The 24,927-nt window shown below is 45.3% G+C and carries 18 protein-coding genes and 3 pseudogenes; 9 read left to right on the top strand and 12 right to left on the bottom strand.

Going from position 1 to position 24,927, the window contains the following annotated elements; genetic code table 11:
- Positions 1–255 precede the first annotated feature (255 nt).
- The 5 genes and pseudogenes from F6K38_RS17375 to F6K38_RS17360 form a co-directional block, all read right to left on the bottom strand.
- Positions 256–1,206 carry a glycosyltransferase family 2 protein gene (locus F6K38_RS17375; RefSeq protein ID WP_008187284.1) on the bottom strand — a complete coding sequence of 317 codons (951 nt, stop codon included), beginning with the start codon at positions 1,204–1,206 and terminating at the stop codon, positions 256–258.
- A 94-nt stretch (positions 1,207–1,300) separates the two neighbouring features.
- Positions 1,301–2,584, bottom strand: a complete 1,284-nt coding sequence (locus F6K38_RS17370) for a pentapeptide repeat-containing protein (RefSeq protein ID WP_008187283.1) — start codon at positions 2,582–2,584, stop codon at positions 1,301–1,303.
- A gap of 474 nt (positions 2,585–3,058) precedes the next feature.
- Positions 3,059–3,313: pseudogene (locus F6K38_RS43395) on the bottom strand (ABC transporter substrate-binding protein); the annotation flags it as partial.
- Between the two features lie 193 nt (positions 3,314–3,506).
- The gene (locus F6K38_RS17365; protein ID WP_287267324.1) at positions 3,507–4,997 is read right to left on the bottom strand and encodes an ABC transporter substrate-binding protein; all 1,491 of its coding nucleotides are present in this window, start codon (positions 4,995–4,997) and stop codon (positions 3,507–3,509) included.
- Between the two features lie 101 nt (positions 4,998–5,098).
- Positions 5,099–5,389 (bottom strand): hypothetical protein, encoded by a 291-nt coding sequence (locus F6K38_RS17360; protein ID WP_287257401.1) that lies wholly within the window; start codon positions 5,387–5,389, stop codon positions 5,099–5,101.
- A 1,039-nt stretch (positions 5,390–6,428) separates the two neighbouring features.
- On the opposite strand from F6K38_RS17360, the gene F6K38_RS17355 reads away from it, so the two are divergent.
- Together F6K38_RS17355 and F6K38_RS17350 are read left to right on the top strand one after the other, a co-directional pair.
- Complete coding sequence (locus tag F6K38_RS17355) at positions 6,429–6,929, top strand: efflux RND transporter periplasmic adaptor subunit (protein WP_287267325.1); 501 nt, start codon at positions 6,429–6,431, stop codon at positions 6,927–6,929.
- Positions 6,930–7,021: 92 nt separating this feature from the next.
- Entirely contained in the window at positions 7,022–7,594 is a 573-nt protein-coding gene (locus tag F6K38_RS17350) for a DUF1131 family protein (RefSeq protein ID WP_071105705.1), read from the top strand.
- 106 nt (positions 7,595–7,700) lie between these two features.
- Here F6K38_RS17350 and cimA read toward each other — a convergent pair whose 3' ends face one another.
- The gene (cimA, locus tag F6K38_RS17345; RefSeq protein ID WP_287296794.1) at positions 7,701–9,641 is read right to left on the bottom strand and encodes a citramalate synthase; all 1,941 of its coding nucleotides are present in this window, start codon (positions 9,639–9,641) and stop codon (positions 7,701–7,703) included.
- A 409-nt stretch (positions 9,642–10,050) separates the two neighbouring features.
- On the opposite strand from cimA, the gene F6K38_RS17340 reads away from it, so the two are divergent.
- From F6K38_RS17340 to F6K38_RS17320, 5 genes and pseudogenes are all read left to right on the top strand, one after another.
- The gene (locus tag F6K38_RS17340; RefSeq protein WP_287267329.1) at positions 10,051–10,389 is read left to right on the top strand and encodes a 2Fe-2S iron-sulfur cluster-binding protein; all 339 of its coding nucleotides are present in this window, start codon (positions 10,051–10,053) and stop codon (positions 10,387–10,389) included.
- 340 nt (positions 10,390–10,729) lie between these two features.
- Complete coding sequence (locus F6K38_RS17335; protein ID WP_008187253.1) at positions 10,730–10,927, top strand: hypothetical protein; 198 nt, start codon at positions 10,730–10,732, stop codon at positions 10,925–10,927.
- Complete coding sequence (locus F6K38_RS17330; protein ID WP_267875688.1) at positions 10,912–11,040, top strand: hypothetical protein; 129 nt, start codon at positions 10,912–10,914, stop codon at positions 11,038–11,040. Before F6K38_RS17335 ends, F6K38_RS17330 begins: the two co-directional genes overlap by 16 nt.
- A gap of 149 nt (positions 11,041–11,189) precedes the next feature.
- Complete coding sequence (locus F6K38_RS17325; RefSeq protein ID WP_071105702.1) at positions 11,190–11,759, top strand: Uma2 family endonuclease; 570 nt, start codon at positions 11,190–11,192, stop codon at positions 11,757–11,759.
- A 115-nt stretch (positions 11,760–11,874) separates the two neighbouring features.
- A pseudogene (locus F6K38_RS17320) lies at positions 11,875–12,444 on the top strand (Uma2 family endonuclease).
- A gap of 319 nt (positions 12,445–12,763) precedes the next feature.
- Here the strand turns inward: F6K38_RS17320 and F6K38_RS17315 are convergent.
- Both F6K38_RS17315 and F6K38_RS44245 read right to left on the bottom strand, forming a co-directional pair.
- Positions 12,764–13,489: pseudogene (locus F6K38_RS17315) on the bottom strand (Uma2 family endonuclease).
- A 481-nt stretch (positions 13,490–13,970) separates the two neighbouring features.
- Positions 13,971–18,767 carry an SdrD B-like domain-containing protein gene (locus F6K38_RS44245; RefSeq protein WP_287357016.1) on the bottom strand — a complete coding sequence of 1,599 codons (4,797 nt, stop codon included), beginning with the start codon at positions 18,765–18,767 and terminating at the stop codon, positions 13,971–13,973.
- Between the two features lie 1,035 nt (positions 18,768–19,802).
- Here F6K38_RS44245 and F6K38_RS17305 point away from each other — a divergent pair.
- Positions 19,803–19,970 carry a hypothetical protein gene (locus F6K38_RS17305; protein ID WP_008187239.1) on the top strand — a complete coding sequence of 56 codons (168 nt, stop codon included), beginning with the start codon at positions 19,803–19,805 and terminating at the stop codon, positions 19,968–19,970.
- Positions 19,971–19,984: 14 nt separating this feature from the next.
- On the opposite strand, the gene F6K38_RS17300 is transcribed toward F6K38_RS17305, so the two are convergent.
- The 4 genes from F6K38_RS17300 to F6K38_RS17285 all read right to left on the bottom strand — a co-directional run bounded on the left by F6K38_RS17300 (position 19,985) and on the right by F6K38_RS17285 (position 23,639).
- The gene (locus F6K38_RS17300) at positions 19,985–20,152 is read right to left on the bottom strand and encodes a hypothetical protein (protein WP_008187237.1); all 168 of its coding nucleotides are present in this window, start codon (positions 20,150–20,152) and stop codon (positions 19,985–19,987) included.
- A gap of 633 nt (positions 20,153–20,785) precedes the next feature.
- On the bottom strand, positions 20,786–21,292 hold the full coding sequence (locus F6K38_RS17295) for a DUF3172 domain-containing protein (protein WP_008187233.1): 507 nt from the start codon (positions 21,290–21,292) through the stop codon (positions 20,786–20,788).
- Between the two features lie 189 nt (positions 21,293–21,481).
- Complete coding sequence (locus F6K38_RS17290; RefSeq protein WP_008187231.1) at positions 21,482–22,540, bottom strand: N-acetyltransferase DgcN family protein; 1,059 nt, start codon at positions 22,538–22,540, stop codon at positions 21,482–21,484.
- Positions 22,524–23,639, bottom strand: a complete 1,116-nt coding sequence (locus tag F6K38_RS17285; RefSeq protein WP_008187230.1) for a dipeptide epimerase — start codon at positions 23,637–23,639, stop codon at positions 22,524–22,526. Before F6K38_RS17285 ends, F6K38_RS17290 begins: the two co-directional genes overlap by 17 nt.
- Positions 23,640–24,083: 444 nt before the next feature.
- Here F6K38_RS17285 and F6K38_RS17280 point away from each other — a divergent pair, with 444 nt between their 5' ends.
- The gene (locus F6K38_RS17280) at positions 24,084–24,632 is read left to right on the top strand and encodes an NUDIX hydrolase (protein ID WP_008187228.1); all 549 of its coding nucleotides are present in this window, start codon (positions 24,084–24,086) and stop codon (positions 24,630–24,632) included.
- The last annotated feature ends 295 nt before the right edge of the window (positions 24,633–24,927 follow it).

Below are 24,927 nucleotides of genomic sequence, written 5' to 3'. Positions count from 1 at the left end.
TCGGGCGGGCAGGATGCCCACTCTACTCCTATTAATTATTTTCGGGCGGGCAGGATGCCCACTCTACTCCTATTAATTATTTTCGGGCGGGCAGGATGCCCACTCTACTCCTATTAATTATTTTCGGGCGGGCAGGATGCCTACTCTACTCCTATTCATTCCTTGATTCAGCAACGCCAAAAAAAAAACATATGCTGAACGCGATCGCGTGCGCGTAGCGCATTAGCTGATAGCTGATTGCTGTCAGCTGATTCCTTACTTTGATCTTCCTTCTTCCACAAACCCCCTCACTTCTGATAAAACATACAATGGTCTGCCTTTTACTTCTTCATAAATCCGTCCTACATATTCCCCCAAAATACCAATAGATACTAACTGTACAGCTCCCAAAAAGAAAATTGCAATCATAATAGTGGCAAACCCAGTCACAGGAGAATTAGGTTCAAAAATCCGCCAGTAAAGCACTAACCCTGCCATCAATAGCGCTATCGCTGTTGCTAATAATCCCAAATAAGTAGCGATTCGCAATGGCACTTTAGAAAAAGAAACCAGTGCATCTACTGCTAGGGCTAAGGATTTACGAATGGTGTACTTGATATCACCAGCAAAGCGGGGGTCACGTACATAGGAAACAGAGGTTTGCCGCAACCCTACCCAAGAACGCAATCCCCGCACGTAACGGTTCCGTTCTGGCATGGCATTGAGTACATCAACCACCCGTCGATCCATTAAACAAAAGTCCCCCGTATCTATGGGAATCTCGACATTGGCCAGACGGCGCAGTAAGCGATAAAATAGGTAAGCCGGAAAGCGCTTTAACCAACTTTCACGACGTCTCTGGGTGCGCTGAGCATAAACAATTTGATAACCCTGCTGCCATTTTTCGACTAGCACTGGGATGATCTCTGGTGGGTCTTGTAAATCAGCATCTAGGACAATAATCCCTTGACCCCGCACAAAATTTAGACCGGCAGTGACAGCAATTTGATGACCAAAGTTACGGGAAAGACTTAGGTAACATACCCTTGGGTCTTTTTGATGAAGGTCTCGCATCAGCTCTAGAGAGCGATCGCAACTGCCATCATTCACTAGAATTAACTCCGCCTCCCCCAACTGATCCATTACTGTACTGATGCGTCGGTACAGTTCTAAAATACTGTTTTCCTCGTTATATACAGGAATAACCAGGGAATAGGTTGGGTTCATCGTTCTTCAACATTTTTGAATTAAGAATGTAGAATGCAGAATGTAGAATTCTACATTCGCGCATTCTACATTCTGCATTCTGACAGACGACCTTCTAACGCCCTAATTTATTAGGAATTCCCTGACAACCACCGGGGATTGTTTTTCTTGACTTTTCACCGCACCAAGCACAGCAATAGTAGTGCTGCTTTTCATCCATCCGCTGGACACCGGTGAAGTTAACATTTTCGACTACTGCACCGGTGTAAACTCCAGTGCGATAGTCAGGGGGATGGGTACGACTGCGGGGACTGGCAGTTTCTACTGAACCATAAAATAGGCGGACTCCCTTGAGGTCAGCACCAGTGAGGTTGGCTTCATATAAAACAGTGCGGGATAGATTCGCTTGCACTAAGTCACAGAAACTCAGATTCGCTCTGACCATATTAGCTTCACCGAGTTCTGTCCAACGCAAATCTGTACCACTCAGGTCTGATCCAGCTAACATTACATTCAGGTCAATAACTCTTATACCATAAACTCGGTCTTCTTGGTATCCTCCATACCCATCCAACATGGGGCGTCCTAAATGATTATCCCGTCTGAGGGGAGTTAGTAAACGGGCTTGGGACAAAAATCTGAGCACTTTGGCTTTCCCATGGGCATCCACACTACTGAGAATCGCAGCAGTTCTTCCTTCGCAAAATGCCCTCTCTTGGGGCCAATCTTCTAGCAATCCCTGATCATCTAAGGCTAGATCTGAAACTCCCTGAAAGTAAGCATCAATGGTTTGCTGCTGAGTAATCATATTTTGCTGGATGGTCAAGTCTTTGGAAATGACATATTGTCGCCAAGCAATGAATACTGCTAGGACGGCAATCAAAATCTGTCCCAAAGCACCAACCCACTCAGCCCATGACCCAAATTCATCCCATTTAATTTGAACTAACCAATTGCTGATGTTTTGGTAAACACCAAGAAATTTCAGTAAGCCACTTATTGCTGCTACCACTCCGATCGAGGCAATAACTTTGATTCTTTGTGGTGGTGGCAACAAATCAGTAAGCCATTGTTTGAGAACCGGTAAAATCACTGGCAGTGAAACCAGCAACGCCACAATAGCTCCGGATATCCCAATCCAGAGGTTATCAATCACTACCCCAAAAATCATGATAGCGATCGCACTGAGAATAATTAGGCTTAGGGAGCGATTGGCAGGACTAACTGATCCAATAGTTGGTTTATTGGGTAGGTTTGACAACGGCAGGGTAGATAAATGTTGCTCCTCTTGAGTTTGGGGAGGAGATGGTGGTGAATTACCATTGGCTGAGTTCTTGGCGGTACCGTTGTTACTATGTTCAGGCTGATTGGGTGGCACAGGCTCAGGCAAGTTAGTCATGGTATTCCCATCAAAATAAGCTCAAGGTCAAGCAACATTACAAAATAATACAGCTCTTAGACACTCGGATCGTTTTTTAGCTGATTTGCACCTCAACAGATTAGCAAATTTTCAAGTGAAATCCGGTAGACTTGACTTGTGTTAAATTTTATTTTGTACGTTATCTAAATCCAAGCGGGAGCAATAATAATCTGTAACTTTATATAGCGTTACTCATAGTTATCTGGGTTCCCAAGAGCATACTGCATTGCTACTCCCTACTCCCTACTCCCTACTCCCTACTCCCTACTCCCTACTCCCTACTCCCTCCAACCCAGAACTTTGTACCTCACCCGATGGAGAAGTGCTGTACCACAGATGAGCATTCCAGTTTGTATTGAAAGGGTTGGGCATCCGTTCCTGAATCCTAGTCGATTGTACTTGTAGTAACTGTGGCTGAGATTGGGTAAGAGGCACGACAGTCCATTCTTTGTTTTCCCTCAAGGTCTGTGCCAGGTCTTTTGAGTAAGGGAGCACCGCTGCAGTGACTTTATGGCCTAGCACCAAATCCAGCAGCTGCTTGTGATCACAGATGACCGAAATGACAATTTGATCAAATCGTGGTTTGCCTTGCCAATAGTCTGGAAAAGCCCTCAACTCGATGCCACTAGGACCGAAGGTCTCAACTTGGAATGGTCCAGTCCCAATCGGCTTTATCCCAAAGTGTTCTGTACCAGGACTTACGCACAGACTCCATGGGTATGGTGGTCAAGGTTTTGCAAACCCTACAGGTAGCGTTAAATTGAGGTATTTGCGTAAGTCCTATGTACCATAACAATGGCGCGGTACAATTCCCAAAGTTAAAAGTTGGGGATGAATAGGAGGTTTAGCTACCGGGCCTGGGTCGATTGCTAAGGGATGGGAATCCCTAGGCTCAATGGAATCAATTTCCCTGAGGGGATGGGATTGAGAGGGTAACCTTTGAGAGGCAGACTGTAATGTAAACGCAATGGTTTTTTGATCTACCACTTTTGATATCCCTGATGCTTGTCAAAACCAGTTTGCGCCAGGGTGAGTCAATTTTCCGTAGTACCTGATAAGTGAACTCAACATCAGCAACCGTTAGAGGGGTGCCATCGTGGAAACGTAGGTTGTCATGAAGCTGGAAATAAAGAATTTTAGTGATTTTGTCTACAGTTTCTAGCTTCCACTTGACAGCAAGATCGGGAACCAGCAACCCACGTAAGGAATTAAAACGACATAAACCCCGGAACACCAGACTCAATACATCTGCTGGTCCTAGGTTTGGGTTGAGCAAAGGGTCAAGGGTCTTAATCGGACGAAAATCAGCAATGGTAAGCTCTTGGCGCGATTTGACCCAAATCTTTTTGGTAAAGGTGCTGTTGCTTGGGTTGATATCGGCGAGTTGTTGTTGTGGATCAGCCGTGAAGCGGATCATATGGAAGCCAGCCTTAAACCTAAGTTGATGACGAATGCTGCTGTCTTGCGATCGCTGATTTGGTTGTAAGGTGCCATGGGGACTAAGGTCAGATAGATTATTAATAGTCCACTCAACTTGGAAAGAACCGGAAGGGCTACTTCCTTGATTAATTAGATCTGCTTCTAATGTAATTAAATCCCCTGCTACTGGTAATGGCGGATTTAGGATAATGTCACGCACCAATAAATCAATGGTAGTGGCTTCCCAAGGAAGAGTATTGGTCGTTTGACCATTAATCACAGCAAATAGCACACCAACACCCGTGACTTGGGGCATAATCACACTCAGGCGGGACTCACTCCAACTGATGATTTGGGCTGGCTGACCCTGAAACAAAACTAGAGCATCGGGTGAAGGCACAGAACCGAAATTACCCCCTTCAATCACCACACTACTCCCTGGCGGTGATTTGGCTGGTTTCACTTCAGTCAAAAATGGCAGTTGTCGCCACATCCGAATCCGTGCTTCTCGAAGATCAGTTTTGCGGCTAACTTCGGCGATCATTGCTGGGGTTTGGGTGTAGCGATCTAGGTCATCAACGGAGTAAATTGCGATCGCATTTAGTTGTTTGATCTCAGCATCAGTAATATCTGGTAACGTAGCCAGAGGACGGTTATCTACTGGTCGATCTAGGGGCTTATGTACCCCATGCAACTGACTCTGTAGTACTTGGGTAAAATCCAATTTGAGAACAGTACCACCATTTTCCTTGGGATCAACAACCGTCCGAAACCAAATTTCTCGATCTTGACCACGGCGCACTGTTACTTCCAAATCCAGGTTTAGCTGTTTGATAGCCAAAGACTTACCACGAGCATAGGATTTGAGGGAGAGAGTATCTTCCGCATAGTCAATTTCCGATGCGATCGCATCCACCAATTCTGCCAGCTGCCATTCTTGGTTATCCTCTGTTACTGACTCATCATTACTCATCGATCCCAAGTTCCCTCTTCTGACTTCCCTACTCCCGCGTCACTCCAAGGGTGGGGTACCTCACCCAATTGATAACTGCTATACATGCAATAGTTTATCCTTTAGCTTTTGTCTTCAGTAGTGATAGTGATTCCGATACGACCATTACTACCAACTGGTTCTATTTCACGAGCTGATGGCATTGTAACTATCACTCTATTTGACTTTTCTGGTAAAGACTGGGGGTCAGTTTGCAGCCGTAGATTGGCAGGAATCTCAACATCCACATCAGTGACCTGTAACTTCAATGGTTCACCACCGCGATCACTACCCCGATCACTTGTTTCTTCCAATGTGTCAGTGATCTCTCGGAAAATCAATGTAATTAAATCTCCTAGTGTGATGTCAGCCATCAGAAAATCTTGGTGATTAGTAGTTGAATTATAATCCTTTTTTATGCTTTGCGCTCTTGTAGAGTCTAGAAACAGAGACTTTATCAACAAACCCAGCGGTAATCAGGCTATACTGTTTCAGTAAGATTTAGTCCAGGTTTTTTTTAATCAACAGTAAAAAAACTATTTCAATACTGCTCTAGCATTTTTAGTTTATATGTAAACCTAGGATTGATATAAAAAGCAATGCAGCGCCTTAATACCGGGGTTTCCCCCAGTCGCACTTTGCATCAAGACTTCTTATCAGGGAACTTCGGATCACGGAAGAGTGTCAAGATATCCGAGGAATTTTTGGTTTTCTGATCAAGGGATGCAGCGATGCCAAAGGGGGTTGCCCCCAGTCGCGCTTTGCATCAAGACACAGGATTGGTTTTCATTATCTATTTAGAGGTTGTCTGAAAAGTCTCATTTGCTACATCCAAGCCCCCGTTGGTCCCCCAATTTTGGGGGACTTCTACCAGCAAATTGATTCTTGTTCCCCCCAGAATTGGGGGGCTAGGGGGGCAAAATTCAGTATCAAAAAACTTGGGAGATATCCTCTTAGAAATGCTATATCTAATTCTTGATATATAGCGCTATTCATATTCATGAGGTACACAGGATTTTTTCTATGTTCCCTATTATGAGTTACCTATTCTGAGATTCCCTATTACCTATTGCCTATTTCCTAAAATCAAAAAAATATCAGGGTAAACGCATCTAATTTGGTATAAATGGTAACAGACAAAAATATCATTAACTCCATTTTTTGGGTAAATTCCCATAAATCCCATCCTAAATCAGTTTTTTTGTTCAAAGTCAGCGGAAAATTCGTTGACTTTGAACAAAAATCAAAGTCGGATTTGCGTACGCAACCAGAATGTAGAGTACTCTCAAATCGACCTTGGATAACACGGCCAATAATTGAGAAGAAATTGGGCTTATTGATAATAACCAGGGTGATTCTATATTTTCTATACTATTGTTTACTTTTTAACTGTAAGTTTTGATACAAATTTAGATGCGTTTACCCTGGGTTGATCAGGCCATCACTACATGTTTATCACTACCGTCACCCTTTGAGGGACAGAAAACTTATCCAGCAAGAGTTTCCTCAATTCTGCCCGAACTAGACTCTAGCACCCGTACCTTAACCGTTGTCCTCACCCTGGATCCCTTGGCAGTCAGGCAAGTGTCCCCTGGACAGGTAGCGAGGTGGAAATTAGCTGAAACTATTCCTACTGCTGGTTACTGGCTGCCCACCACCGCTCTAGTGCAAGGAGTACGTGGTTTGTGGTCTTGCTACGTCTTGGGGGAATTGGCTGAATCGGATCTTTCTGGTGCAACTCACGTCTTCAGTGTCGAACGGCGAGATGTGGAAATTTTGCAGACACAGAGTAACCGCATTCTGGTTCGCGGTACCCTCCAACCAGGGGATCAAGTCATCGTCGGCGGAACCCATCGCCTTGTGCCTGGACAATGGGTGCGGTCAAAAACAGTTGCTGGGGTCAAAGTGCCATGATAGTGTCTTGGGCTAAGTAGAACAAGTATTATTGTTTAAGTTTAACCTTCTTGCTAATGTAATTAGTAGTTAAGATAAACTCTGTAACAAGATTGTATAGAAAAACACTCTTTACTGTAACCACCATAGTCCTACTCACCAGTATCCTGGGCGCTTGCGCCAAGAAACCTTCCCCCCCTGAAACTAAGTCTAATCTCAGGCTGACTGCAGACGGTTTGGGTAAACTCAACAAAACTAGCAACTTTGATGCTGATACCATCAAGAGTGCTCTGCCCAGTTATACCGTAAAAAAAGAAACCACCTCTGCTGAAGGGGAAACTTACGATATCTTCAGAGCCTACTGGCAAGATAGCCCGGTAGTGGAAATCGATGCCGACATCTCCCAGCAGAAAATCGGCAGGATTGAAGTGCTAAGCGATCGCATACCTGGTCCAAAGGATGTGAAGGTAGGAATAGCCTACTCCGCCACTCCTGGACACGAGAAACTAGACTGCTTGCCAGGTGTGGAAGAGTCCACTGGTAAAGTTTTTTGTAAGTTTGAGGAAAATGCCTCGATCCTATACGTCTATCAACCCCTTAACTGGGAAGGGCCTTATCATAAGTTACCTCCCCTTGAGGTTCTGACCAAGGCTAAGCTAGATAGTCTACGTTGGATAGCACCTTAAATTAGTTGCGTAGGGTGCGTTAGGGAAGGGCTCGCACTCATTTTCCGCCTCGTCGCCCATTTTGGGACAGCCCGCCCCGTAACGCACCACCGGGTCAAACAGCAAATTACCGCTCTTTCAAGGCTGGGGAATGCCTCAATGGTGTCTTTGCTGAAGATTCCAACAGCAAACCATACTCAATGCCTTCCACCACAGCTTCATAGGACGCTTCGAGAATATTACTAGAAACCCCCACAGTTGTCCAGCGCTGTTCTCCATTGCTCGATTCCACTAGCACCCGTGTCTTAGCCGATGTGCCAGCAGCACCATCCAGAATCCGCACTTTGTAGTCAGTTAGATGAAAATCAGCAATCTCTGGGTAAAAGTTCACTAAGGCTTTGCGCAAGGCTGCATCAAGGGCTGACACTGGTCCATTGCCTTCTGCTACTTCCAAAATATCCTGGTTGTTAACAGATACTTTAATGGTTGCCACAGAATTACTGTAGGGTTTACTGACCCCTTGTAGCATATCGCAATGTATTTGACAGCCTTTGAGTTCAAAGGGATGTTCTCGATATCCCAAAGCATCCCGCATCAACAAATCAAAACTGGCTTCCGCTGCTTCAAATTGATACCCTTCATTTTCTAGATCTTTGAGGCGTTCCAGGATTTCGCGACAGGCGGGGTCTTTTTTATCCAGGTCATGACCGAAACTACGGGCTTTTGCTAATACATTGCTCAATCCCGACTGGTCAGAAATTACGATCCGACGCTGGTTACCAATCTGTTCTGGCTGAATATGTTCATAGGTCAGAGGATTCTTTGCCACCGCTGAAACATGGATACCACCTTTGTGAGCAAAGGCTGAACGACCGACAAAGGCAGCATGGTCATGGGGAGCAAGATTAACAATCTCGCTAATTAAACGACTAGCTTGGGTGAGTCTGGCCAGCTGATTATCCTGAATACAGCGTAACCCTAGCTTCAACTGTAAGTTAGGAATCACAGAACAGAGATTGGCATTACCGCAGCGTTCACCATAACCATTAATCGTTCCCTGAACCATACAGGCTCCCTCAGATACCGCAGCTAAGGCATTAGCAACCGCTGTATCTGAATCATTATGGGTATGGATTCCTAACATGGGTTGGAGGTTAGGCGGTTGAAGGTTAGCAGGTTGAAGGTTAGCAGGTTGAAGGTTAGCAGGTTGAAGGTTAGCAGGTTGTTCGCCTTTGGCGTTCCCGTAGGGTAGGTTAGTTTCGGTTCCAGGTTGAAGGTTCGCAGGTTGAAGGTTAGCAGGTTGTTCGCCTTTGGCGTTCCCGTAGGGTAGGTTAGTTTCGGTTGCAGGTTGCAGGTTAGCAGGTTGTTCGCCTTTGGCGTTCCCGCAGGGTAGGTTAGAACCTTCAACATTCAACCTTCCAACCTTCAACTCATTGTCAACATTCAACCTTCCAACCTTCAACTCTTTAATGACATCTCTAACAATTTGACTAATTTGCTCGGGTAGGGTACCACCGTTGGTGTCACACAGTACTAGCCATTCTGCACCCGCATCTTTAGCAGCTTTCAGGGTTTTGAGGGCATAGTCTCGATTGGCTTTATAGCCATCAAACCAGTGTTCTGCATCGTAAATTACCCGACGCCCTTGACTACGGAGGTATTCTATGGTGTCACCAATCATGGCTAGGTTTTCCTCTAGGCTAGTTTTCAGCCCTTCAGTAACATGAAGATCCCAGGATTTACCAAAAATAGTCACCCAGCGCGTTCCTGCAGCTAAAATAGCTTGCAGCATCCGGTCTTCTGCAGCGATCATGTTTGGCCGTCGAGTTGAGCAAAAGGCGACTACTTCTGCTTGTTTGAGAGGTTCTTCTTTGAGCTTCCAGAAAAATTGCACATCTTTCGGATTTGCCCCTGGCCATCCTCCTTCAATGAAGGGAATACCCAACTCATCCAGTTGCCGAGCAATGCGTAACTTATCTTCGAGAGACAATGAGATTCCCTCACGCTGGGCACCATCCCGCAGCGTTGTATCGTAAATCCAGATCGGGTGAGAAGCTGTTGAAGTCATGGGCAGTTAGAATAGTTGAGTTTATCGTAAAGAAATGTAAATTATAGTTAAGGGTAAGCTTTGATGGCCTAAAGCTTAGTCAAGGGCAAGGCACGCAGATAACCTTCCGACATTTACCCGCGCTTAGCAGTGTAGGAAGGTTACCCATCTCTTAAGCCTTGATAGATCAAGGGTATCAAGCGATGCAGCGCCTTAATGCGGGGGTTTCCCCCACTCGCGCTTTGCATCAAGACAGAGGACTCGACCAAACTATCTAAAATCTAGATATTTATAAACGCAGCTTATCTAGAACCATCAAACAATAAGAGCACCTTGGTGTATTGCCAGATTGGCTCTGTTCACAACATTAAACATAGCTGCATCTAATTTTATTAAAAAATAAGCTACAGATAAGGAGTAATCTTGAATAATGCCTAAAGTAACAGCACAAGGAAAAAGCTTTGAATGTGACCAGGGCAGTAATCTGCGCAAGGTCTTACTAGAGCATGGCGTTGCCCTATACAACGGCAACGCTAAACTAATTAACTGTAGAGGATTAGGAAGCTGTGGTACCTGTGCGGTTGAGATAGACGGGGAAGTATCCGAGGCAAATTGGAAAGATAAAGCTAGGCGATCGCTTCCGCCCCATTCTCCGACAGCAAATCGCCGCTTAGCCTGTCAGACAAAGGTTTTAGGTGATGTTTGTCTTAGCAAATATGATGGCTTTTGGGGGCAAGGGGATCAAACTGTATGGACCCCAGAATCATGAAGTTGCCAATGGTAACTGGAAACTCGGATGTAGTTAAAAGCTATGGCTTGTCGTCAGTAGTGAATGTAAAATTATTTGTACTTAGGTAATTATTTTAATTTAGGACTGCTATAGTTATCAGGGTAAGCGCCATAAAAATTGAGCCAAAATGTAATATAGGGCAAGGATTAGGATAATATTAAGCCCTGATTATCAGCGCTATTGCAATTTATATTAATAGTGTTAACAAGAATGCAGCCTTATTGATTATTGCGTTTACCCTGCATCCCTTACCCAATTTGGCGGTATGGAATATCACTATTATAATTATAGATGCAGTAGATAAAGGCGATGGCATTTTATGAGTGTTGCAGAAATCAAAGAAGCAGTAATGAAACTCTCTACGGGAGAGTTAACAGATCTGGTTCAATGGCTTGATGAATTCTATGAATCTCTATGGGATAAGCAAATTGAGGAAGACTTTGAATCTGGCAAGCTAGATCATCTAATTAAACAAGCAAGGCAAGAATTCAGAGAGGGAAAGTGCCAGGAAATTTAAAGCATTTCAATACTTCACAGTTTTGGGAATACTACCGTCAGTTGCCACAGGAAATTCAAGAATTAGCAGATAAGAACTATGAGTTGCTTAAGCAAGATCCCAAACATCCATGATATCTTAAAGCAAATCTAGCTTTTGTAGTGCGATGGTTGTAGTGAATGAAAGATGCGATCGCGTTTTGGAGAATGCGATCGCTTTTCTGGTGAGCATGACTGGAACTGAATCCAGCAACAGTTAAAATCGAAGAAACAGGAGGTCATCAATGGTTGCTGTTAATCAAATTAGACAAACGTTGACCCTGGCGGAATTTTTAGAACTTCCTGAAACGAAACCTGCTAGTGAATATGTCAATGGACAAATTCAACAAAAACCTATGCCTCAAGGAAAGCACAGCATCCTTCAACGGGAATTGAGTTTTGCTTTAACACTCGCTTTAAAGCCAGAGCGAACTGCCCAGGCATTCCCCGAACTGCGGTGTACCTTTGGTGGGCGATCAATTGTCCCAGACGTTGCCGTCTTTCGTACAGAACGGATTCCTCGTGATCATGATGGCCAAGTGGCCAATTCGTTCAATCTACATCCAGATTGGACTATCGAGATCTTATCCCCCAAGCAGAACCAAACCAAAGTCATTCGCAACATTCTCCATTGTCTCGACAACGGTACTAAGATGGGGTGGTTATTGGATCCGGAAGAGTCCTTGATATTTGTCTATAGTGCCGATAAATCCGTGCAACTGTTTGAGAACTTAGAGGTAGTGTTGCCCGTGCCAGAGTTTGCCGAAGCAGTGCAGCTTAAGGTGGGTGAGATATTTGATTGGTTGAAAGAGTAAACGGATCTTGTAGAGTGCGTTCGCGTAGCGGCTCGTACCGAGCATCGCTTTTCTGGTGGGCATAACTGGAACTGAATCCAGCAACAGTTAAAATCTAAGAAACAGGAGGTCATCAATGGTTGCTGTGAATCAAATTAGACAAACGTTAACCCTGGCGGAATTTTTAGAACTTCCTGAAACCAAACCTGCTACTGAATATGTCAATGGACAAATTCAACAAAAACCTATTCCTCAAGGAGAACATAGTACCTTACAAACTCGTCTTGCTACAGCGATTAATGAACTTATTTTACCGAAAAAAAATGCTCATGCTTTTACTGAATTAAGATGTACTTTTGGGGGACGTTCTATTGTTCCAGATATTACAGTATTTAGTTGGAATCGTATTCCGAAAACAGAAAAAGGAAGAATAGCCAATAAATTTGAGCTTTATCCTGATTGGGTAATCGAAATTCTTTCTCCTGAACAATCTGCGAATAAAGTGATCAAAAAAATTCTGTTTTGTCTGAACCAGGGAACAGACTTAGGCTGGTTAATTGATCCTGAAGATGAATCAGTGATGATATTTCAACCGAATCAATTGCCAGAAATAAAATCATATGAATAAATTTTACCTGTGTTAGATAGTATTAAAGATTGGAAATTATCTGTTGCCGAAATGTTTAGTTGGTTAAGTGTTAAATAATTTTTGGTTGGCGTTTCTTTTTTCCATTGAACTGAGTAAGAGATCAAATATCAATGATCGTAAGCATATGCGCTACGCGCACGCTGCTTGAGGTGCCGTCAGCCGTGAGCTAAAAGCTCACGCTGCTTGAGGTGCCATCAGCCATTCCCATAGCGTGGCCTTTGGCAAAGGCGCATAAGCTGAAAGCTGTTCGCGTAGCGTGCGCGTAGCGCATAAGCTGATAGCTGATAGCTTACCAATGATCAATGACCAATGACCAATTACCCAAGCTTGAAAAGAGCAATCCTACCGGAATCGATATGATATTCCAGTTGAGGAATTATCCCTCTGGCTCGATGCCTGCTGCTCTTAGCTGCGCTGCCAATTTCTCGGCTCGTTGCCGTTCCTGTTCAGCTCGTTGCTGTTCCTGTGATGACCAACTCCGAACCCCACAGCAACAGTTCTCCTTGCTGATCCCACCAACGTATCCAGTAACCAGTTCGGTTTTCCCTAGTTCCTTGCCAGATACCCAGAAATAAGCTCATTTGATCAATCCAGTAACGGTTATTGCCATCGGGTGGTTGGAGTTGATAACGTCCTGAATCATCTAACCGATAGGCTTCTATTACTCCAGTGTCTGGCTCAAAAATTACATAGTTGGGAACCTGTAACACTTGCTCATAGTAAAACCACTTGCCCGGAGGATAGGTTGGCTTGTTGGAATACTCCCCAGCTTCAGTATCACAGAGAAATTCCATGACAATAGCAGGAATATCCCCTTGAAGTCTTGGGGTATAATTACGTTTAAGTTCTTCTCTTGACACCCGAATTGATGGCACATATCCCCAATCTGGGGCTTTTACCACGATTTTGCGATTCAAAGTGGCACAGATGCCATAATTGGTAGTAGTCAGGGCATTAGCTGGTAGTTTGCCAGCAATTTCCAAACTTTGTGTCAGAGCAGCAGCCAGGGAGGTTGATTGATATCATCCACTGGTTCGTCGTCAAGAAGGAAATCATCAGTTGACACTCCCCGCCCTGGAAGGACGGGGATTCTTGCTTCCACGGGGTGACTTGTTTAACCAGGCCGGAGCCAGAAAAAATAGAGGTCTCCTCTTCACAAGCGTACTTGGTCTATGACCCAGGTTTCGGTGTGCCCCACCGTACCTAATCTAGTTAACAAGTTAGATAAACTTTTTCTTGATCATAGGGTTTTCGTAGATATCCAAATCGTTAGATTTGATTATGCAATAAGCTTATCTCTTAGCTTATTTTTTACATCATCTACTTATTTTAAGATCATGTTTATCTAGACCATTAATTTTTTTTCGTTAGGCATCTATAATAACACGATGTTAGAAAACCGTCAAGTCTTAATTTCAAAAAAAACCGTCCTATAAGGACGGGGCGCGATTACCCAAATTTTTTGGTAACTTTTCCCAGGTAACTTGGTAAGTAGCTGTGCTAGCTATCATAATTAGTTCCTCTCGGAGCCTGCTCTTATTATCATAAGTTAGCGAATTCCAGAGAACTGACGGGGTAACAGTTTACTTCACTCGACCCCGGAATCGGATAAACCCATAGGAATTTGGCGGTTCTCCTGGTGCAGTAGCTTCGGGCACATCTCCGACTTCGACCACCACAACTCCATTTTGGTTGACAGATACATTACATCCTGCGGGCACTGAGGTCCCTGGTGAGTAATAGCGACCGCGATCGCTATCGGGGATATTAGTTAGATAGATATTCGGTTCAGCTGAACCACTGGTGGGTAAAGGATCGGTAGTCTCGAACAAGGCAATCCCGACATCACTAGCTGGGAAACCAGCAGTTTGATTGAAGGCATCCGGAATAAAAGTAGTTTCTGCCGGAACTCGGTCACAGATACGCAGGCTCTTAGCGTAATTGCTGCCATTGGAGAGGAAGTACACAGTATATTCCAACTCATCCCCTGGCATGACTGTGCCAGAGTTAATTAATCCCCGCAGATATACATTGGGATTAGGCCAGTTAGGGTCATTATCCTCAGGAGCGCGATCGCTTCCAACATGATTGTCAGTACCAGGACTATCAATACCATCAACGAAAAGTGAGCCAGATGTCGGTAAAGATTCCCAAACGTTACTGTCTTTGCGCTTAATAGCGGTAATACGTTTGACCAGTATCACGTTGGGGAGGCTTTCAACATCAAACCCAAAGTTAATGTCACCCACAGCAGTAGTAGTCACCTCAATCGGTATATCATTAGAGGTTCCTAACATCAACTCATCGGGGATCTCAGCATCGTTGGTATCGACTTGCACAATGTATTTCCCTGCCCTTAAGCTGGTGAATCTGTAATTCCCACTATTATCAGTATCAGTAGTGGCTTCTTGGGTATCACCAGCATCGATAACATCATTACTGTTAACGTCTTGGTATAAGACTACCCTAATGTTGGCAGGTAGAGTCGATTCACCATTGTCAAAAGTATCGTTTTGGGGATTATCGTCTTGGTAGAGAGTACCGGATACTTCACCAGTAGATGTAACTGGAAGGGCAATCATCCCCACATCCAGGTCTCGTTTGTCTTCCGATGCACCCAGAGCAAACACTTCGGTATATCCCGTAGTTGGGTCAGCATCAGAATCAATCGTGTCATCATTGCCCACATTTTGGAAACCAATCTCATAGCCAGATGGGGCAATAAACTCTAAGAAATAGTTTCCTGCTGCTAAGCCAGAAAAGGAGTAGAAACCCGGATTACCAGCCACATCGTTAGTAGTCACTGTAGTTTCAAGTAGACTATCATCCCCGCCACCAGGTTGACCATCAGCACCAGGATTATAAAGGTTAACCGTCACACCATTGAAACCCAATTCACCAATGTTTTGGAGTCCATCACCATTATTATCAATCCAGACAAAATCCCCTAAGATCGGCTGAGGTACTATTCCTGCATCTACATCCTGGTTACTGTCTCCAGCATTCAAGGTAATGTTAGCCGTTTGTCCAGTAGCGTCAGCATCCGAGTCGAGAGTGTCATCACCCTGGTCTTGGGGAGAGAAAGCATGACCAGGGGGTGCAATGAACTTTAGATAATAGGTGCCTGGTGTCAAGTCCCGGAAGCGATAGAAACCAGGATTATCATTGAAGTCATTACTGGTTTGGGTCGAGTCGATCAGAGTGTTGGCAGTATCATAGAGTTCAACAGTGACGCCATTGACACCAACTTCACCCCCATCTTGAGTACCATTGTCATCGGTATCCAACCAAACGAAATCACCTAAGCTAGCGGTAGTTGGGTCTACAGAGGTTAGTCCAGCATCGAAATCACGGGTGTCTGTAGTCTGGTTGACACTAAAGACGTTTGTCTGTCCAGTATTGGGATCAGCATCGGAGTCAGCGGTCTCATCACCACCCTGGTCTTGAGGAGAGAGATTTAGGTTGTCTGGGGGAATGAATTTAACGAAGTAATCTCCGGCTGGCACTTCCGAGAAAAGGTAAGCGCCATCATTACCGGTACCATCCGGAGCAGTTAAGGTAAAACCATAGAAACTATCGTCACTGGTACCAGGTTGACCATCACCCCCGTCTTGCCACAACTCAACCAGCACCCCATTGATACCTGGTTCACTATTATCTTGAATCCCATTACCGTTTTGGTCATCCCAGACCAAGTCTCCAATGATTGCAGGGGTGGGGGGTTGAATTTGAATTCCGACTTTGGGGGGTTCTGCGGGTAACAGGGTAGCTGCGGCACCGGATTGATCCGTTCGTGTAGAGACGAAAGCAAAGGAATTCCAGGCAATCTCGCCGTTGGTTGGTGCTCCAGCCGGTGCTCGCATCGGCCAGTTCAGCATCACCGACTCTAGGGGGTCGAGAACCAGGTTACCCAAGTTAAACCTCAGAGCGGTAACCGCACTGGGGTCACTGGGAAAGGTAGTACTCCAGTCATCGACGCAGCCACTAGGCCAATTGAGGTCTTGACCATCACTAGGATTGGGACGGCAAGGATTGGAGTTGGTGGTGTATTCAACAGTGACACCAGGAATCGCCACGGTAACCGGACCAGCGAGATTAGGACGCCATTGGGAACCCCTGGCTGAACTAGTATTGAGCACTTGAGTATCGCCGATGGCAGGCAACATATCGACTACAAGTATATTAGTCATCGGCACCGTGCCTTGATTGGTGATAGTGAGCTGGTAATCTACCTGTCCCCCCGGAACCGTGGTGCCACTAGTGGAGAAACTGGTATCGACCTCACCCTGAACTACCTTTTGTGAATCGAGGGTTGCGATCGCAGCTACTTCAACGTTTGCTGTTCTTCGACAAATAGTCTCATCGGTGATGCCATCCCCATCCACATCAACCGTATCCTGACTTCTGCGGTTACTACTGTTGCAATCGAACACACTATCGTTGGACATGATGAATAATTCATTAGTCAACGAACCTGTACTCACCCCCTGCTCAACTACTGTATCGACATAGATTCTGAGCCACTTATTCTCTGGTATTTGGGTTCCTGTAATTTGCCAACGCAGCAAGGTGCGACCGGTGCCGTTGTAGTTCGGAATCGCCTCGAAGTTGATCTCAGCGTTATCGGGCACAGTACTTGATCCCACACTATCAAACCTCCAGGCACCCCCATAGTCAAGCCCTGCTGGCAGTAAATCGGCAATAATGGGATTGACATAATCTGCGGTAGCGCTCGACTCGTTGCGAAACTGTAGCCGAAATTCTATGGTGTCACCAGGAGCATAGGGACCACTCTGAGTTTCGTCTCTTTTGTTTGGATTTACGATGGCTTGTAATGCCGAGATTTCTGTCTGTTGGCACTTTTCCAGGGGGTCTGTTGGTGAATTGGGCTTCCAAGTCAGTTGGGCACAGTTTTTGATCGTCTCCCCCATCGAGCGGTCAGGCTGAACCTCTACAAACAGTTTTGGTCGATTACTGCTTGCTGTAGCTTGAAAACCTACTGGTACATTGGTGTACTCGAACTCAACCCCTGTAATGTATTCCCCTGCTCCTAAGGTGATGTCCGTCCCAATGGTGAGGGTGGTGTTCTGAGGGTGTGAGGTACCGGCTGTCAAGGGGTTGAGATTAGTTTTGTAGCGGACAATCACATCCCCGGTGTAATTGTTGTATCTGCCTGTGCTAATTTTAGTGACCCGCACCTGATCTAAGAGGTTAATCCCATCGTCATTGACTTGATCTAGGTCGTCAGTGACTGTTAGAGTAGTCATCGGTACATTACCGGTATTTCTTGGGTCAAGCCGAAACTCAAATTCATTGCCAATAGCCACCTGACCCGAGAATGATTTAGAATTAAATGTGCCTTGATAGTTCGCGTCTGTAAAACCATGTTCAGCCTCACCATTTAAGTTCAACTCGGTGCCATCAATCAGTTCTCCTGTTGCGGTAGCTGGGTTAATCACAGTACTATTGGCACCAGTAGTGTTGAAGGTAGCACTAGGATACTCAACAGAGACTTGTGCGTTGAAACAATTTCTGCCACTCTGAATACTGAGGTTACCGACATTCCAAGTGACAACCCCGGAGTTATGGGTACCCCCATCGGTAGCACTAACAAAACTTGACCCAACCGGAAGAGTATCTTGCACAACTACATTTTGTAGGTTGATACCACTCTCAAGATTCTGGGCATGGCAAAGCTCAAGCTCATAGGTCACTGGTGAATCAAGAGCCGGATCACCATTGCTAGGAATCACCCGATTTTTCTCCAATGTCCACTTATTTAAAGCAGCGTTTGAATCGACATCAGAGGTAACCGTTAGAGCATTGGAGGTGGCATTCCCTGCATTAGCACTCGTCCCTTGGGCTTGGTTAATCGCTGGTGTATTGTCTACAGTCGTACCGGGGGGAAACTGGACTCGAATCTCCAAGTTGACAGGGGAACCTGCTGGAATCGGTGAATTATACTCAACGGTAGCCAGTCCTGTATCCTCGTCATAGTTGACAGTAGCAGGACGTCCAGGAAGGATGCTGACATTGTTAGAAGACCAATCAATTTGAGGAGGGAGTTGGTCAGTAATCACCACATCCTGGCAGTCCTCATCCCCACTACAGGAGACGCGGATGGTGTAGATAAATTCTTGTCCTGATGGAACTTCTGTCACGATCTGACCATCGGCATCATTAGCGACTTTTACCAACTGGAGTTGGGCATCAGCCCATACTGGAGTAGCGTAACCGGCGATCGCACTGACTAACATCACACTGCCAATCAGTGTATGGCGAGGAAACTGGGAAGGGAAAATTTTCCCTAGAGGATAGGGTAGGCTTTCTGAACCCACATTGGCTGCGATCGCTTGGAGATAGTTCAATAAAGATTTCATGACTGGCCGGGATGAATAATTGGAATCGGGAAATTAAGCTAAACACGTTTTTAAGAACAAATCGGGTATAGAGAGATTACTCAGAGGATATCTCCCAAGTTTTTTGATACTGAATTTTGCCCCCCTGACCCCCCAAGCGAGCAATCCCTCGCTTGGGGGGAACAAGAGTCAATTTGCTTCTAAAAGTCCCCCAGAATTGGGGGACCAACGGGGGCTTGGATGTAGCAAATGAGACTTCTCAGACAACCTCTCAGACGATAGGGAGTTAAATACAAATCAACTGAAACACCAATCAAGTTTAAGGGCGCACGGTGTGTGCCCCTAAACTTGATTGTGCTAAAGGCCAAGTGAAAACCCGCCATAGTTAGTCAGTCAATCTCCCGAGTGAGAACATATAGCGCTACGCGCAAGTCAGCAAGGTTCTTGGGTCAGAAGTCAAAGGTGCGCTTTCCGTTCTCCGTAGGAGACGCGGGGCGCGTTCGGCGAATTAAATTCGCCACGGGTCGCACCTAAAAGTAAGCGATTACTTACGTTTCGGAGTTATGGAATGTCAAACATCTTAATGGGTAGTGCTATAGCTTTTTATTTAATTAGTGTAATTTATTCAGCTAAGCGATCGCACCCTGATTTTCCGCTGGTTTTAACTCATCTAGTTAAACTCTTGTTATTGACCTAATCTAGGATTTCCTGATTTAAGCTGCTGTGGCCTCGATATAATTACTGAAATTTCAGCGGAAATTTAACAATTTTAAATAGGTGATATCCGTAAATTGCACATGATCATGTTTTGTGATCTGTTTCCTCAGTGCATCAAAAGTTGGACTGATTGCTGCCTGTGATCAGAACTTGCTTTTGCAACCTAGGAAATACAAGAAAAAGCTCAACTCGAACACCAACGAGCTGAACAACTCCCAGAACGGTTACGACAGCTGGGCATTAATCCCGATGAAATTTAACATAGGGTGTTGCTAACGCGCAACAATTATTCTCGTTATCTGTTGTCAGCTTGGGTTAAGGTTAAATGCAGCCTTACTAATGAATTTCTCATCCTTAACTGTTTCCCTTAAACCCGAAATTACCCTCACCCCTGTTGAGGGAAATATTGTGATCCAATCTTCAAGCCGTAAGCTGACATTTCATCAACCGGAACCGGGATTAAAAACTGCTCTAGATGCTCTGAAACAGGGAACCCACACCCCCTGACAAGGGTAGGTTTTTTACTTTGGAGATAGGTAATAGGTAATAGGTAATAGGTAATGGGTAATGGCTAATCGGTAATGGGTAATGGCTAATCGGTAATGGCTAATCGGTAATGGGGACCGGTCCCCTAACCCCTGTGAGCCGTCATCCCCTGAGCTTTCTCCCCTTGCGATCGCTATCCCCATGGTAGGGGATTATTACTTCGATTGTCCTGAGATTGATTGGGATGCGTTCGCGAAGCGGTTCCAAAGGAACATCGCGTTTACTATCTCTCGCTTCCCCTATCTCCATCAAGTCGAAGCAATTTATGTTAGCTTCTGTGGTAGCAAAAGCTTAACAACTGATGCACCCAAGGGCAAACAACCAAACACCCATGAATGCTTCCCCCACCTGCGTTCTCGTGGTGGGGGTGTCCGTCTTAATTACAAGGTTTTATCCCTCGCGACAGGCGGCATTCTCGCGCCTGTTGCCAGAACTTTTGCGCTTACTATTCCCCCAAGTCGTTGTCTTGATGCAATAGCGAGTGGGGGAAACCACGCCAGTTGCTCATGGGGGAAACCCCGAAGACCGCACTGGCTCCCCAAGACCGCGCTGCATCGCTTCCGCTATGGGGCTTGTATTATAAACTTTTACCTAGAGTCTGACGTATATAAACCGACTACAAAGGATTTACACCTCGTGCCTCTAGGTTGCTCAGAATCTTGTTCTGTCCTTTGCCGTACCGCTCAAGCTAAATTAACTATAACACAATAGGCAGTTCCTTGACCCCCACCTGCGTTCTCGTGGTGGGGGAATGCGTCACTCATCTTGTTCAACCTTTAAAACTGATCGGTTTCCCGTGGTCCGGTGGCACCACCTTGGTTGAGGAACAAGTTACCGGTTGCATCGTTTTGATAGATACAGCGGATTTCCGGTGAACCTTCAAGCACACCAGTGAAACCAAAAGTATTCATCCTGTTTTTGCATTCCCGTACCTGTTCCGATGAGATCAGCCTCCTCTGTTCTAGAATTGACCAGTTATTCCGACGTAAAACACACCCAGGTCGCATCTTGGGCTGAGTCACATACACATTAAAGGGATTGAGAGTCACGAAAACTTGCATATCTGTCACCATCGCACTGGCACCATACTGAATACAAAGCTCTGGGTTGGGTGCGCTGCGGTCAATCACTTCACGAGAGGCAACATTTTCTGGGTTGAGAGTGGCACCAGAGCTAAAAGCAATACCAACTCCAAGTCCCAAGACAAAAACCCCACCAAGAATCGCTAAGGTTGTGTAATTAAGTTCAGGTATCCCATTAGAACTGTTGGATTCACGTTTCATTGGATTGAATTAACGTTTGAATTAACGTTTAGAATTTGCTGGGTCAAGATTTCCTGGGAGTAGTTGCTACTTGCCCCCTTCTTTCAGTATGCCAGGTACGCCAAGATTAATCCGGAGATGGGGAGCTGGGAAGCTGGGAAACATTTTTATAGCGTTTATCATACTGACGAGGTACAGGATAGTTTTGTCTTAACCCGACTCATTATCACCAATTGCTGCTTTCAACAATACATCTGCTCCAAATCGCACGGCATCGGTACAAGGTAGGCCAGTCTCTGTTTGTACCTGTTCAATTGCCGACCGGGCAGCTTGATCATCCAAGTGGCCAGTATTAAGTGCGATCGCAATCACCTTGACCTGACCAAATGCCCCACCAGCACTAGCAACGGTCTCGTAAAGCTCAATCACCTTGGTTAATGGGGGAATCGACACATGGTCATGATTACGAACAGACTTCTGTCCGGCTCGATGCACCAATAGTAATCCCGTCGGCTGAGTTCCTCGAATTAGCGGTAGAGTAGCTGTAGAACCAGGATGCAACAGAGAACCTTGCCCTTCTACGATCAATAAGTCGTGGTCATTACCATAGCGCAATACCATTTGTTCCACAGCACCAGCCGCAAAGTCTACCCGAATCCCATCCAAGGGAATGCCATCCCCAGAAATCATAATGCCAGCTTGACCAGTTGCTAGGAACTTCGATGATATGCCCTGACGTTGGGCGCACAGATATAACTCTAGAGCTGCTGACATTTTGCCCACTGCCATATCTGTACCTACTGTCAAGATGCGCTGACAAGGTAGCGATCGCGCTTGAGCACTTGCTATGCCTAATCCCTTCGGTTCCCGACGAATATCCCAAATTACCTGACCGTCTTGCAGTAATTTCTGTAACTCTGGGTCAGATGCCATGGGAGTATGCAAACCATTGATAATCGATAACCCTGCTCCAACCCCTACTTTCACCTCCTGCCACCAAGGCTCTGGTAATGCTCCCCCAGATGGCGCAATACCAATGGCTAGGATATCCGGTTGATAAGCTAGGGCAGCAGACACAGAATCTACAATCGGGACATTAACCTTAATTCCAGTTAATTTAGACAAAGATTCCCCAGCACACTGGTGGTCAATCACTACCACAATCTCCGTTGGGCAATACCGTAACAGAGTCAGTCCGGTTTTGCCTTTTGAACCAAGAAACCCTTCATGGAGTAGAATCGCAATACGCCGATTAGTGGTTAAATTCACGGCGTTTCACCCCCAGTCCTGGTAAATTATTCGGTATCAAATGCCCATTTTGTAGGGTTGCCCCTAAGAAGGGGTCATCTACTAGGTTTAAGTGGCTGTCTAAATCTAGATAATCTGCCAGTGGTGAGAGATGAGAAGCTGCTGTATTGGCCAGAGTACTGTCAGAATAGCAACCAAACATCACCTGCAACCCACAAGCTTTTGCGGTATGCACCATCCGTATTGCCTCAGTTAAACCACCGGATTTCATTAGTTTGATGTTAATACCATGGACACAGTTTGCCAACGGCGGAATATCTTGGCTAGTCTTGCAACTTTCATCCACAAAAATTGGTAAAGGGGATTGCTTATACAACTGGGGTAAATCAACCTCTTTTCCAGGAGCGAGGGGTTGTTCCACATGCCTGACGCCCTGACTCGCCAGCCAGTTACACATCTCTATCCCTTCCTCCAAACTCCAACCTCCATTGGCATCTACACTCAACTCGGCTTCTGGTGCTTCATCTCGGATGGCCAGTAGCATCTGTTGATCAGCAGCAATCCCATCCGGGGAACCTAATTTAATTTTGAGTACATGAGCACCAGTAATGGGAATCCAGTCCTGGACCCGTTGCCTGGCCTTGTCTGGGTCACTAATGCCTACCGTAGAGGAAATTGGCACAATTCGGCGGCGGTTCAATCCCCACAGCCGCCAGAGGGGCAATCCCACCCGCTTCCCTAGCCAGTCATGTATTGCCAAATCAATGGACGCCCAAGCCGCTGATGGCACCTGTACCTCCTCCAAGACCCGTTCAATTTGTTGGTGTTCCCAAGGACTAAATGCCTCCAGCATCGGGATAACCACCTCTAGAGCTTCTAGCAGAATCTCAGTGGTTTGCTTATGGGGTGTAGGGGGCAGGAAACCCTCTGTGCCTGGATCTGACGAGCTACTGCTGAGGCTAGTTGCCTTTCCTAGGGAAAACGGAGACCCTTCGCCCCACGCTTCAATACCCTCCTGTTCTATCCTGACCCAGACATTGGTGGTTTCAGACGTGGTGCCACGACTGATGGTTAAAGGGAACCGCTTATGTACCGTGAAGGTTTCAACGCCAATACGCATTGTTTATTTAGTAATGGTTATTTGGTTGAAGGTTGTTCGCGTAGCGTGGCCAAAGGCCAAGATTATTTGGTTGAAGGTTGAAGGTTAGTTGGTTGAAGGTTGAAGGTTAGTTGGTTGTTCGCCTTTGGCGTTCCCGTAGGGTAGGTTTGAAAGTTATTTGGTTGTTCGCCTGAGGCTTCCCTTGTAGGGTAGCTTGTTCGCGTAGCGTGGCCTATTGGCCAAGGTTATACTCTACTAGGACGATGGTGAGGAATAGGTGTGCCCGATCATCTGCCGCCTATAAGGTGTAACCTATAACCTACAACCTACAACCTGTAACCTTCAACCTGTAACCTTCAACCTTCAACCTTCAACCTGTAACCTTAAACCTCTAAATCAACCGGTAACCTTAAACCTTTATCCTTCATACTTTAACTTATAGTTTTGTAATTATTCAGTAATTTAATGATTTCAATAAAGCCATGGAAAACCCTTAAATCAAAGTTGGTTTTTGACAACCAATGGTGTCGAGTCAGGCAAGATGAAGTGGAATTACCCAGTGGTCAAGTTGTTGATGACTACTTCATTAATGTTAGACCGGATATTGTGCTGATCATGGCAATTACATGCGATCGCAATGTTGTTTTTGTCCGTCAATATCGCCATGGAGTGGGAGAAATTTTATTGGAACTCCCTGGGGGTGGTTTCAACTCAATGGAAGAAGATAGTATAAAAGCAGCTGCTAGGGAATTAGAAGAAGAGACTGGTTATGTTTCCGAGCATATGGTTTCCTTAGCAACTTTATATGATAATCCGGTAAAAGATACCAATAAAATTAATTTAATTATGGCGCAAGAAGCTCAACCATCGGGTACTCAAAATCTAGATATTACCGAAGAGGTTGAAATTTTTTTGGTACCTGTAGACGAGGTTATGAAAAAAATTGAACAAGGAGAAATTTGTGTTTCTGGAACAATTGCTGCTTTGTTTTTAGGCTTGAAATTTTTGTCGTAAATTAGTAAGAATTAAGCTATCAGCTGTCTGCTGATAGCTTAATTCTTACTTGGGTGCAGCGCTATGGAATCACGAATCACCCAAATCCCTAAGAGTCTTCAGAGTCTGGTTCCATCGGCTTCCCTAAATCAAAAATAATAATAAATTCAGCATCGGGCATCAGTCGTTATAAGCTATGACTTATAGGTTCGCTCCCTAGAACCGGTGCAGGTTTTTAGCGATTGAGTGCTCACCAACCATTGACTGACAACGACATTTCCCAAATCCTGTTACCTAACCCCCCTGATCCGCATAA

Origin of the sequence: Moorena sp. SIO3B2 (assembly GCF_010692525.1) — a bacterium.
Taxonomy (GTDB): domain Bacteria; phylum Cyanobacteriota; class Cyanobacteriia; order Cyanobacteriales; family Coleofasciculaceae; genus Moorena; species Moorena producens.
The sequence above is the reverse complement of the archived record's forward strand: the minus strand, read 5'-3'. Positions and strand labels throughout refer to the sequence as shown.